This is a genomic window from Massilia sp. P2_C2 (genome assembly GCF_056404615.1).
Genome location: NZ_JBFUDR010000194.1, coordinates 1 through 11928, shown reverse-complemented (window position 1 = coordinate 11928; position 11928 = coordinate 1). Strand labels below are relative to the sequence as shown.

Below are 11928 nucleotides of genomic sequence, written 5' to 3'. Positions count from 1 at the left end.
CTTCGGCGATGCCCGGCGCGACCGTGGCCAGCGTGGCCTGCTGCACGTTCGCCAGGCCGCGGAACGCGTTCATGATGCCCCATACGGTACCCAGGAGGCCGATGTATGGCGAGACGGAACCGACGGACGCCAGGAAGTTCAGGTGCGTGTCCAGCTGGTCCAGTTCGCGGTGGAAGGCGGCGCGCATCGCTCGGCGCGCGCCATCGAGCACGGCGCCGACGTCGAGCGCGTCGCGCGATGCCTGCTTGCCCTTGATGAACTCACCCATGCCGGCTTCGAAGATGCGGGCCAGCGGGCCGCTCTGGTCGCGCTGGCTGCTGGCGCTCTGGTGCAGTGTGTGCAGGTTGCCGCCGGCCCAGAAGCTGCGTTCGAACTGTTCGGTCTGTTGGCGCGCGGCGCGGATCGCGAACAGTTTGCGGAAGATGTACGTCCAGCTGATGAGGGAAATCGCGAACAGCAATGCCATGAGCAACTGCACCAGCACGTGCGCGTGGCGGATCAGTTCAATGAATGAGAGGTCTTGGACTGCGTTCATCGGGGATATATTTGGTCAAATGAATTATCAGGCGGCACGCATTTTAGCAGCGGCGAGGTCAGGAAGCGAGCGGGGACGCAGCGTGACCGCGTCGACGCAGCCGACTTTCACGTCCGCACGGGAGAGCAGGGTGTCGCCGCGCCAGGCCTGCTGGGCGAACTGCACGGAAGCGCGGCCCATCTTTTCCACGCTCAGGGTGATCTTCACTTCATCGTCGAGGCGCGCGGACGCGAGATAGTCGACGCTGGCGCTGCTCACGACGAAGATCGCGCCTTCCTGCTCGCGCAGGGCTTGCTGGTCAATGCCGAGCGAACGCAGCCATTCGGTGCGCGCGCGTTCGTAAAACTTCAGGTAATTGGCGTAGTACACGATGCCGCCGGCGTCCGTATCTTCGTAATAGACCCGAACTGTCCAGGTGAAAACTGAAGGCATTTCAGCTGCCATAAATGAAAATGGGAAACATTTTACGCCATTTTTACCGCTGATATGTGCGCCAGCGTACGTATGCGCAGGTGTCGAGCGGCCTGCATGAGCGCTCAACGTCTCATGCCAAGCCAGCAACTGTAACACTTTTCCACTACAGGCGGCGCCGTTGTTACAAAGCGAAAACAATTCGTTCGCGCGTCGGTCGATCCGCCCGAGAATTCGGGGTCGAGAATTCGGGGTCAGAGCACATTTCGGTGCAATAACTTCGGCGCAACGATTAATGCACAGCTGGGCGCAAGAGGAGGTGCGGTCGTGGTGTCGAGCGATTAACTGCAGCGGCCTGCCTGTCTTGGGCGCTATTACCTCAAAAAGTGCTCTGACCCCGAATTTTCTGACCCCGAATTTTGCTGTGGCGGGCCGGCCGGTGATGCGCGGCCGGCAGCCGGTTCAGTCCAGGGTGCGCTTGATGTTGAGCGGGCCGTAGCCCTGGCACGTCGGCATCATCTCGATGTGGTTGATGTTGACGTGCGGCGGCAGGGAGGCGATCCAGTAGGCGGTGGCGGCGATGTCTTCGGCCGTCAGCGGTTGCGTGCCTTCGTAGACCTTGGCCGCCGCGGCGTCATCGCGCAGGCGCACGTTCGAGAATTCCGTGCCGCCGCACAGGCCCGGCGCGATGTTGGTGGCGCGCACGCCGGTGCCGGCGAGGTCGGCGCGCAAGTTCAGCGTGAACTGTTCGACGAAGGCCTTGGTGGCGCCGTAGACATTACCGCCCGGATAAGGTGTGCGGCCGGCCACGGAGCCGATGTTGATGATCAGGCCGCTGCCCCGTTCGACCATCGCGGGCAGCAGGGCGTGCGTCATCGTGACGAGGCCCCTGACGTTGGTGGCGATCATGGTCTCCCAGTCTGCCAGCGGCACCTCGTGCGCCGGCTTCGTGTTCAGGGCGAGGCCGGCATTGTTGATCAGCACGTCGATCTGGCGCCAGGATTGCGGCAGCATCGACAGCGCTTCCTCGATCGACGCCTTGTCGGTCACGTCCATCGTGACCGGCAGCGCGGATTCGCCCAGTTCCCTGGCCAGGGCATCGAGGCGATTCTTGCGACGTGCCGCCAGCACCACCTGGTGGCCGTTCTTGACGAAGGTGCGCGCCATGGCGGCGCCGAATCCGGCCGATGCGCCGGTGATGAAAACGATCATGTTGGGTTACCTGGCAAGGTTGTAACCGTGAGATTGTAGCGGAAATGACCACTCCTGGTTGCCGACCTTCACGACTTGCCACTCCGTCATCGGTTTCCTTGCCTGCCGGGCGCACAATCCCGTACAATCGGGGGTTCCATTTACATACATCTCACGTAACTGGCGAAAACCGTGCGCTGCCGTCCGATCAGGAGCGATCGGCCTGCCGGTGCGTGGCGAAGGTGGACACCCACCGGGGAACGTGAGATTTCATTTGCCGTTCGCCTGGGCAGCCACCGACTGGTACGCGTTGGTATCGCGGCTGCCCCGCATCGTTCCGGCTCCCGCCCTGCTCAGCGCTGACCATTGCCTGGTTCTCTTATCGATTGGAGTTTTTTCATGTTTGCAAAAGATCACACGCTCGCCAAGGTTGACCCGGAACTGTGGGATGCCATCCAGAAGGAAAACAAGCGCCAGCAGGACCACATCGAGCTGATCGCCTCCGAGAACTACACGTCGCCGGCCGTGATGGCCGCCCAGGGCTCGCAGCTGACCAACAAGTACGCTGAAGGCTACCCGGGCAAGCGTTACTACGGCGGTTGCGAATACGTCGACGTCGCCGAGCAACTGGCGATCGACCGCGTCAAGCAGCTGTTCGGCGCCGAAGCCGCCAACGTCCAGCCGAACTCGGGCTCGCAGGCGAACCAGGGCGTGTTCTTCGCCATGCTGAAGCCGGGCGACACCATCATGGGCATGTCGCTGGCCGAAGGCGGCCACCTCACGCACGGCATGGCGCTGAACATGTCGGGCAAGTGGTTCAACGTGATCTCCTACGGCCTGACCGAGCAGGAAGACATCGACTACGAACAAATGGAACGCCTGGCGCGCGAGCACAAGCCGAAGCTGATCATCGCCGGCGCCTCCGCCTTCGCCCTGCGCATCGACTTCGAACGCTTCGCCCGCGTGGCCAAGGAAGTCGGCGCCTACTTCATGGTCGACATGGCCCACTATGCCGGCCTGATCGCCGCCGGCGAATACCCGAACCCGGTGCCGTACGCCGACTTCGTCACGTCGACGACGCACAAGTCGCTGCGCGGCCCGCGCGGCGGCATCATCCTGATGAAGGCCGAGCACGAGAAAGCCATCAACTCCGCGATCTTCCCGGGCATCCAGGGCGGTCCGCTGATGCACGTGATCGCCGGTAAGGCCGTCGCGTTCAAGGAAGCGCTGTCGCCGGAATTCAAGGCGTACCAGCAGCAGGTCGTCAAGAACGCCAAGGCACTGGCCGACACGCTGACCGCACGCGGCCTGCGCATCGTCTCGGGCCGTACCGAGTCGCACGTGATGCTCGTCGACCTGCGTGCGAAGGGCCTGACCGGCAAGGAAGCGGAAGCGATCCTGGGCCAGGCACACATGACTTGCAACAAGAAYGGCATCCCGAACGACCCGCAGAAGCCGTTCGTGACCTCGGGCATCCGCCTGGGCAGCCCGGCCTTCACGACCCGCGGCTTCAAGGAAGAAGACGCCGTCAAGGTCGGCCACCTGATCGCCGACGTGCTGGACAATCCGCACGACGCCGCGACCATCGAGCGCGTCAAGGGTGAAGTCAAGCAACTGACCGACAAGTACCCGGTCTACGAAGCGTAATGCATTGCCGGGACGCCTGCGGGCGTCCCGCTCGATTCCGTACCCCCCATGAAATGTCCGTTCTGTCAGCATGACGACACCCAGGTCCTCGATACCCGCGTATCCGAGGAAGGCGACGCCATCCGGCGCCGGCGCCGCTGCGTCCAGTGCGACAAGCGCTTCACCACCTACGAACGCATCGAACTCTCGATGCCGATCATCGTCAAGAAGAACGGCAGCCGCACCGAATTCGAATCTTCCAAGCTGCGCGGCAGCCTCATGCTGGCCCTGCGCAAGCGCCCCGTGGCGGCCGAGGCGATCGACCGCGCCGTCGCATCGATCGAAGAAAAACTCCTGACCAGCGGGCGCCGCGAAGTCGACACGGGCTACGTGGGCGAACTGGTGATGCAGGAACTCAAGCGCCTCGACAAGATCGCCTACATCCGCTTCGCCTCCGTCTACAAGAACTTCGAGGACCTGGCCGAGTTCCAGGAAGCGATCGCCGAAGTCGGCCAGCCGCGTAAATAAGCCGCGTCCGTTTCCCCCGTTTTTAGTTGCATCCGCACGGTTGAGCCACCCCATGGCTTGTCCGGACTCGACTGTTACCTTGTCAGCTCCGCAAACGAAGAGACTGGAGGTGCAGGATGCAGTCGGGTTCGTCATTGCACGGGTGCCGGCGCGTGTGCGCCGGGTTCACGCTCGTGGAGGTGCTCGTCGCGTTGTTCGTCGTCGCGCTCGGGATCGCCGGCGCCGCCGGATTGCAGACGCTGGCCGTGCGTGCGGGACGCGATGCCGCGCACCTGTCCGACGCCACCCGGCTGGCGCGCTCGCTCGCGGAGCGCATGCGCGCCAATCCCCATGCGCTGGCGCTGCCCGACGCCGCCAATCCCTATCTGCTGCTCGATTACGACGCCGGCGGCGGTCCGCCGACCGCGCCGGCGCTGTGCTATGCCGATGCCAACTGCGATGCGGACGCGCTGGCGCGCTTCGATCTGTTCGAGGTGTCCGGGACGCTGGCGTCCGGCTTCCCGGGCGGGCGCATCCGCGTCTGCCGCGATACCGTACCGCTGGATGCGGCCGGCCTGCCTGCGTGGACCTGCGATGCGCAGGATGGCGCGCCGCTCGTCGTCAAGCTGGGCTGGCGGGCGCACGGTGATGCCGCCACGGGCGCACCGAAGCTGATACTGCCGCTGGCGGGAGCGGCGCCATGAGCCGGTCCGCGCGCCAGGCCGGCATGACGCTGGCCGAACTGATGGTGGCGCTGGCCGTCGGACTGGGCATCGTGCTGGCGGCCGGGCGCCTGCTCGTGCTGGCGAACGGCGCCTACGCGGCCCAGGTGGAATCGGCCGTCATCGACGATGGCGGACGCTTCGCCACCGACCTCATCGGCCGCGCCGTACGCCAGGCGGGGGCGGTCGACCCCGATGCGGTGGCCACGGCCACGGACACCGCTCCGGCACGCCTGGCCGGGCTGGATGCGCGGTCATTGTCGCGCACGACGCCGGGCATCGCCGACCCGCTGCCGGCCGCCGTCAACGGCAGCGACGTGCTGGCCGTGCGTTTTCCCGGCGCGGGTCCGGCGCCCGACGGCGACGGCAGCGTCGTCGACTGCGCCGGCTTTTCGATTGCCGCGGGCGAGGAGGGATGGAGCATCTTCTACGTGGCGCGCAACGGCGAGGGCGAAGCGGAACTGCGCTGCAAGTACCTGGGCAGCACGCATTGGAGCGCGGACGCGCTGGTGGCCGGCGTGGATGGCTTCCAGGTGCTGTACGGCGTGGACACCGACGATCCGCCCGACGGCGTCGCCAACCGCTACCTGAACGCGGCCGCGGTCAATGTCCTCGATGCTGGCCTGGCTGGATTGGGCGCGGCCGAGTTCAACCGGCGCACGCATTGGAAGCGGGTCGTCGGCGTGCGCGTCGCCTTGCTGCTGCATGGTGGCCGGCCCACCCGCGCCGTCCCCGGCACGGCGCGCTACGCCCTGCTCGGTGCCGGCTATGCGGACGCCGTTGGCGCGAACGATCCGGGCAACTCGCTGGACGAAGCCCGCATGCCACCCGACCTGCGGCGGCGCGAGCGGCGGCTGTTCACGGTCACCGTTGCGCTGCCGGTGCCGCCGTCATGAACTCGCCGATCATGTCCGGGCAAGCGCGCCGCCGCACGGACCGCGGGCTGGCCCTCGTCTGTGCGCTGCTGCTGATGGTGGCGGCGATGGTAATCGGCGTCGCCGTCGTACGCGGGGCCTTCGTCCTGCTGGCGGCGGCAAACAACGAGCGCGACCGCGACATCGCCCAGGCCGCGGCGGCGGCGGCCCTGCGCGACGCCGAGCACGATATCGCGGGCCGCGCCGTGACGTCCACCACGCCGGCCCCGACGGACCGCACCGCCCATTTCGGGCCCGACGGCGCCGCCGCCTTCGTCGACGGCTGCGGCCGCGGCGCTGACGACCGCGGCCTGTGCCTGGCCAGGTCACCGCCCGTGTGGGAATTGCTGGATCTGGCGGCCGAGGGCAACCCGGCGCTCGTGCCCTACGGCCAGTTTACGGGCGCCGTGCTGGCGGTGGGGCGCGGCGCGTTGCCGGCGCGGCTGCCGGCCTACCTCATCGAGAGGATCACGCCGCCCGGCGCCACGGCCGGGCAGGGTGTGTTCTACCGCATCACGGCGATCGGTTTCGGGGCGCGCGCCTCGACGCAGGTGGTGCTGCAGTCGCTGTACCGGTTGCCGCCGTCGTCGGCGCACGGCACCGGCGACGGGCATGGAAACGGAGACGGGAATGGCGACGATAACGACAACGGTGACACACATGACAATGGACATGGCAACGGCGATCCGGGCCARCCGCAACGGGGACAACTTCCTGCCGGCCGGATCGGCTGGCGCGAGATCGCGAACTGGGCCGAGTTGCACGCCCGCGCCCGGCCGTGACGGACGCGCCCGGGGCACCCGGAGGGGCCGCGCCACCGGCTTCACGCTGATCGAACTGATGATCGTGGTGGCCATCGTCGGCATCCTGGGCGCGCTCGCGTATCCAACCTATGCCGGCTACATCGTGCGCACGCGGCGCACGGAAGGGCAGGTGGCGCTGATCGAGGCCATGCAGCGGGAGGAGCGTTACCGGGTTCAACGCAATACCTATGCCGCATTTTCCGCCGACGAGCCGGGCACGGAAGGTTTTACGTGGTGGTCGGGCGCCGCAGCGCCCGCGAGCGCATACGAACTCGATGCGTACGCGTGCCCCGGGCGCGACATCGCGGAGTGCGTCGAGATCCGTGCCCGGCCCGGCACGGCCCGGGTCGACGCGCGCTTCCGCGATCCCGACTGCGGCGCGCTGACGCTCGACAGCACAGGACGCCAGGGCGCGGAAGGGACGGGTGTGCGATGTTGGCCATGAGGCACATGCATGGGCCGACCCGACGCAACCGCGGCTTCTCGCTGCCCGAGTTGTGCACCGTGCTGGCCGTGGCCGCCGTGCTGCTGGCGATCGCCGCGCCCGACCTGCGCGACCTCGTGCGGACCCAGCAGTTGAAAGCGGCCGCCGGCGACCTGTTCGCGGCGATCGATCTCGCGCGGGCCCAGGCGCTGGCGCGCGGGCGGCACGTGAAGCTGGCGCCGTTCGATCCGGCCGGCACCGACTGGACGCGGGGCTGGCGCGTGTTCGACGACCGCGACGGTGACGGGCAGCCGGGCGCGGACGAGTTGATCGCGCAACACGGTGCGCTCGCGCCGGGCATCGCCGTCGACTTCGCATTCACGAACTTAGCGCCGCCTTACTATATCGCCTACAATGGCGCGGGGCGCAGTTGCGCCGACGGCAATAGCGCGGCGGCGCGCTGGGGAACGGTGTCGCTGTTTCATGGCGGGCACATCCGTCGTATTAAAATCAATATGCTGGGCCGGGCGCGCATCTGCGATCCGGCGCGGGATACGGGTTGCGACGGCGCCGCGGCCCCCTGACGTGCGGCATGAACCCGCCGCAGTGAAAACACGCAGCAAACAACGTAGCGGGACCGGAAACGAGAGTGCAGATACAGAGCGATACCGACGGGATGGCGCACGCCCTGGAATGGGCGGCGAAGGGCATGTACATCACCGCGCCCAACCCGCGCATCGGTTGCGTGATCGTGCGCGACGGCGTCGTCATCGGCGCCGGCCACACGCAGCCGGCCGGCCAGGCCCATGCCGAGATCCAGGCGCTGCGCGATGCCCAGGCGCGCGGCAACGACGTGCGCGGCGCCACCGCCTACGTGACCCTGGAACCGTGCAGCCACTATGGCCGCACGCCGCCGTGCTCGAACGCGCTGATCCAGGCCGGACTCGGGCGCGTGGTCGCGTCCATGGTCGACCCGAATCCGCTCGTGGCCGGGCGCGGTCTGGCGCAGCTGGAGGCGGCCGGCATCGAAGTCAGCGCCGGTCTGCTGGCTGAGCAGGCGTATGAGCTGAACATCGGCTTCTTTACCCGCATGCGCCACGGCCGTCCGTGGGTGCGRCTGAAGACGGCGGCCAGCCTGGATGGCGTCACTGCGCTGGAAAATGGCGAAAGCCAGTGGATCACGAGCCCGCAGGCGCGCGCGGACGGCCATGCGTGGCGCGCGCGCGCGAGCGCGATCCTGACCGGGATCGGCACGATCAAGATCGACGATCCGCAACTGACCGTGCGCGGCATCGACACGCCGCTGCAGCCGCGCCGCGTGATCGTCGACAGCCGGCTCGACATCGACTTCGGCGCGCGCATCCTGCAGGGCGAGCCGTGCTGGATCGTGGCCGCCGTGCCTGATGCGGCCAAGGAGGCGGCGCTCGCCGCGCTGGGGCACGAGATCATCATGCTGCCGAACGCCAACGGCAAGGTCGACCTGCCGGCGCTGATGCGCGAACTGGGCCGGCGCGAGATCAACGAATTGCACGTCGAGGCGGGTGCCAAGCTGAACGCCTCGCTCGTGCGCGAGGGATGCGTGGACGAGTTGCTCGTGTACCTGGCGCCGAGCCTCGTCGGGCCGGGGCAGGGCATGTTCGCGCTGCCGCCGCTGGCGCGCCTGGCCGACAAGCTGCCGCTGCATTTCCACGGCGTGGCCCAGGTCGGGCCGGACCTGCGCATCCTGGCGCGCCTGCGGCCGGATGAGGATCCGAACCGGCATGCCGGCTGACGTCCGCCTGGCAAACGAATTCGATATATAAAGGAAGAGACTATGTTCACCGGAATCGTCGCTGCCGTCGGCAGCATCAAATCGGTCACCCCGCTCGYGGACGGCGCGGACGCCGGTGTGCGCCTCGACATCGATGCTGGCGGCCTGCCGCTGGCCGACGTCGCGCTGGGCGACTCGATCGCCATCAACGGCGCCTGCATGACCGTCGTCGAGAAGACCGACACCGCGTTCGCCGTCGACGTCTCGCGCGAAAGCCTGAACCGCACCGTCGGCCTCGACGAGCCCGGCGAAGTGAACCTGGAAAAGGCGCTCACGCTGGCCGAGCGCCTGGGCGGCCACCTCGTGTCGGGCCACGTGGACGGCCTCGGCGAAGTGCACAGCTTCGAGCAGGTGGGCGAGTCGTGGAAGCTCGTCGTCGATGCGCCGCGCGACCTGGGCAAATACCTGGCCTACAAGGGCTCCGTCGTCGTGAACGGCGTTTCGCTGACCGTCAACAGCGTCGAGGACATCGACGCCGCAGGCAGCCAGTGCTGCCGCTTTTCGATCAACCTGATCCCGCACACGATCGCCGTCACCACGCTGAAGCACCTGCGCGCGGGCGCGAAGGTCAACCTCGAGATCGACTTGATTGCGCGTTACGTGGAGCGCATGCTCAGCGCCGCCAAGGCCTGATGCTCGCGCCCGCGCAGGCGGGCACGCCATCCCGGCGCGTTTGTCGTAGACTGCCTGCTGGCTGACGTCCAGCACAGGCGGTTCGCCCGCAGGTCCGTCTTTGCGCTGGTCCACAACGATAACAAGGACGAGACATGACCCGGGATACTCACAACCATCGCGTGGCGCTGGCCGCGGCGGCGATCATGCTGGCGGCCGCGGTGGGCAGGGCGCAGGCCGACCCGGCCGGCATGCGCACCTACCGCGCGCTCGCGATGGCGTCCGGCGGTGAGCACATCGCGGCCGTCGAAGCCGTGGAAGGCGAGCCGAAGACGGGACCGCGCGTCGTCGTGCGCGAGACGGCCACCGGCAGGATCGCGTCGACCTGGCAAAAGTCCGATTGCGGGCAATGCCGCCTCGAGTCGCTGGACTGGTCGCCGGACCAGAAGTCGCTGGCCGCGATCGTCACCGACCCGAATGCCGGCACCGCCAGCGTCGTGCTGCTGCGCGATGGCCGGATGGCGAAGCTGGCGACGGTCAATGGCGTTGCCGGCACGGTGCGCTGGTCGCCGGACGGGCGCCAGGTCGCCTTTCTCGCGACGGTCGGCGCGAAGAAGCTGACGGGGGCCGTCGAGGCGGGCGCGCGCCAGGTCGGCGAGATCGGCCTCGCGCAGGACGAGGACGAGCAGCGCATCGCCGTCGTGCCGGTGGCGGGTGGCGCGGATGGCGCGGATGGCAATTACCGGCTCGTGTCGCCGGCCGATACGTTCATCTACGAATACGACTGGACGCCGGACGGCAAGGGCTTCGTCGTCACGAGCGCGCAAGGTAATGGCGACAACAACTGGTGGGTCGCCACGCTGGGCCACGTCGATGCGGCCAGTGGCCGCCTGCGCGTGATCGCGGCGCCGAAGATGCAGATGAACATGCCGCACGTGTCGCCGGATGGCCGCACGGTGGCGTTCATCGGCGGCCTGATGAGCGATTTCGGTTCCGTCGGCGGCGACGTCTGGACAGTGCCGCTCGAAGGCGGCGAGCCGGTCGACGTGACACAAGGCGTCAAGGGCAGCTTCAATGGCATCACATGGCGCGGCCGGGAGTTGCTCGCGTCGGTGCTGGCCGGCGCCGACGCCGGGGTCGCCGCGATCAACCCGGACGCGCGCAGCACCCGCATGCTGTGGCAGGCGCCGGTGGGGGCGATGGCCAATCGCGACGGGCGCTTCGTGTTCAGCGCGGACGGCCGCGTGGCCGCGTCGGTGACGGAGGATTTCGAGCACGCGCCGCACATCGTCGCCGGCCGCGTGCCGGAGTTCGTCGCGATCACGCACGATAACGACGGCTTCGCGCCGCAGGTGGCCGCGCGCAGCGTGTCCTGGACCAACGAGGGCTTCGACGTGCAGGGCTGGCTCGTCGGTCCGCGCAACGTCGACGCGGGCAAAACGTACCCGATGGTCGTGCAGGTGCACGGCGGCCCGTCGGCGGCCGTGACGCCACGCTATGTGTCGGACGGCGGCGGCGGCACTCCGCTCGCGCGGGACCTCGTGAAGGAAGGCTATTTCGTGTTCATGCCGAACCCGCGCGGCAGCCATGGCCAGGGCGCCGCCTTCACGCGTGCCAACCGGCGCGACTTCGGCGGCGGCGACTGGCGCGACATCCTGGCCGGTGTCGACGCGGCCATCGCCCGGGCACCCATCGACGGCAGCCGTCTCGGGCTGATGGGACATTCCTATGGCGGCTTCATGACGATGTGGGGCGTCACGCACAGCCAGCGCTTCAAGGCCGCCATCGCGGGCGCCGGCATCGCCAACTGGATCAGCTACTACGGCCAGAACGGCATCGACCAGTGGATGGTGCCGTTCTTCGGCGCGACGATGTACGACGATCCGGCGATCTACCGGGCGGCGTCGCCGATCGAATCGATCAGGGCGGCGCGCACGCCGACGCTCGTCTACGTGGGCGAGCGCGACGTCGAGTGTCCGCCGGCGCAGTCGCTCGAGTTCTGGCACGGGCTGAAGGCGATGGGCGTGCCGACCACGTTGCTCGTGTACGAAGGCGAGGGGCACGCGTTCCGCAAGCCGGAACACCAGCGCGATCTGCGGGCGCGCGAGATCGGGTGGTTCAACAAATATTTGAAGTAATCAGGAGCCGCAGCGCCATGTAGGGTGGGCACCCCCGTGCCCACGCGTGACGTTCGCGTCACGTTGGCGTTGCGCGTGGGCACGTTTCATTTGAGGCCGCCGGCCTCAAATGCCCACCCTGATATGTATTGACCCGTCAAGCTTTTTGTTCTTTTTCCTGCTTTTTGCCTGGTTGGTGCGTGATGCATCAAGCGGTAGCCCAAGGCACCGCAAAGTGGCGGGGTATGGGCTGCAA

General features: G+C 67.6%; 13 protein-coding genes and 1 riboswitch. Of the genes, 10 read left to right on the top strand and 3 right to left on the bottom strand.

Going from position 1 to position 11928, the window contains the following annotated elements; translation table 11 throughout:
• From AC1DYX_RS20530 to AC1DYX_RS20520, 3 genes are all read right to left on the bottom strand, one after another.
• On the bottom strand, nt 1-535 hold a 535-nt coding region (locus AC1DYX_RS20530), incomplete at its 3' end, for a MotA/TolQ/ExbB proton channel family protein (protein ID WP_477262208.1).
• Between the two features lie 27 nt (nt 536-562).
• On the bottom strand, nt 563-967 hold the full coding sequence (gene ybgC, locus AC1DYX_RS20525; protein WP_477262206.1) for a tol-pal system-associated acyl-CoA thioesterase: 405 nt from the start codon (nt 965-967) through the stop codon (nt 563-565).
• A 441-nt stretch (nt 968-1408) separates the two neighbouring features.
• Nucleotides 1409-2158 (bottom strand): SDR family NAD(P)-dependent oxidoreductase, encoded by a 750-nt coding sequence (locus AC1DYX_RS20520; RefSeq protein WP_477262204.1) that lies wholly within the window; start codon nt 2156-2158, stop codon nt 1409-1411.
• A gap of 145 nt (nt 2159-2303) precedes the next feature.
• Nucleotides 2304-2435: riboswitch (ZMP/ZTP riboswitch) on the top strand.
• A 101-nt stretch (nt 2436-2536) separates the two neighbouring features.
• Between AC1DYX_RS20520 and glyA the strand changes: the two genes are divergently transcribed.
• The 10 genes from glyA (at nt 2537) to AC1DYX_RS20470 (ending at nt 11693) form a co-directional block, all read left to right on the top strand.
• Complete coding sequence (glyA, locus tag AC1DYX_RS20515) at nt 2537-3784, top strand: serine hydroxymethyltransferase (protein WP_477262201.1); 1248 nt, start codon at nt 2537-2539, stop codon at nt 3782-3784.
• Nucleotides 3785-3832: 48 nt separating this feature from the next.
• Nucleotides 3833-4291, top strand: a complete 459-nt coding sequence (gene nrdR / locus AC1DYX_RS20510) for a transcriptional regulator NrdR (protein ID WP_477262200.1) — start codon at nt 3833-3835, stop codon at nt 4289-4291.
• A gap of 116 nt (nt 4292-4407) precedes the next feature.
• Nucleotides 4408-4974 carry a type IV pilus modification protein PilV gene (gene pilV / locus AC1DYX_RS20505; protein WP_477262198.1) on the top strand — a complete coding sequence of 189 codons (567 nt, stop codon included), beginning with the start codon at nt 4408-4410 and terminating at the stop codon, nt 4972-4974.
• Complete coding sequence (locus AC1DYX_RS20500) at nt 4971-5888, top strand: PilW family protein (RefSeq protein ID WP_477262196.1); 918 nt, start codon at nt 4971-4973, stop codon at nt 5886-5888. Before pilV ends, AC1DYX_RS20500 begins: the two co-directional genes overlap by 4 nt.
• Nucleotides 5885-6688 (top strand): pilus assembly PilX family protein, encoded by an 804-nt coding sequence (locus AC1DYX_RS20495; RefSeq protein ID WP_477262194.1) that lies wholly within the window; start codon nt 5885-5887, stop codon nt 6686-6688. The genes AC1DYX_RS20500 and AC1DYX_RS20495 overlap by 4 nt, the downstream gene beginning before the upstream one ends.
• Nucleotides 6573-7154, top strand: coding sequence for a type IV pilin protein (locus AC1DYX_RS20490; RefSeq protein ID WP_477262210.1), 582 nt, complete (start codon nt 6573-6575; stop codon nt 7152-7154). Before AC1DYX_RS20495 ends, AC1DYX_RS20490 begins: the two co-directional genes overlap by 116 nt.
• A gap of 5 nt (nt 7155-7159) precedes the next feature.
• The gene (locus AC1DYX_RS20485) at nt 7160-7717 is read left to right on the top strand and encodes a GspH/FimT family pseudopilin (protein WP_477262192.1); all 558 of its coding nucleotides are present in this window, start codon (nt 7160-7162) and stop codon (nt 7715-7717) included.
• A gap of 65 nt (nt 7718-7782) precedes the next feature.
• On the top strand, nt 7783-8904 hold the full coding sequence (gene ribD / locus AC1DYX_RS20480; protein WP_477262190.1) for a bifunctional diaminohydroxyphosphoribosylaminopyrimidine deaminase/5-amino-6-(5-phosphoribosylamino)uracil reductase RibD: 1122 nt from the start codon (nt 7783-7785) through the stop codon (nt 8902-8904).
• Between the two features lie 42 nt (nt 8905-8946).
• On the top strand, nt 8947-9576 hold the full coding sequence (locus tag AC1DYX_RS20475; RefSeq protein WP_477262188.1) for a riboflavin synthase: 630 nt from the start codon (nt 8947-8949) through the stop codon (nt 9574-9576).
• A 134-nt stretch (nt 9577-9710) separates the two neighbouring features.
• Nucleotides 9711-11693 (top strand): S9 family peptidase, encoded by a 1983-nt coding sequence (locus tag AC1DYX_RS20470; RefSeq protein ID WP_477262186.1) that lies wholly within the window; start codon nt 9711-9713, stop codon nt 11691-11693.
• Nucleotides 11694-11928: the final 235 nt, after the last annotated feature.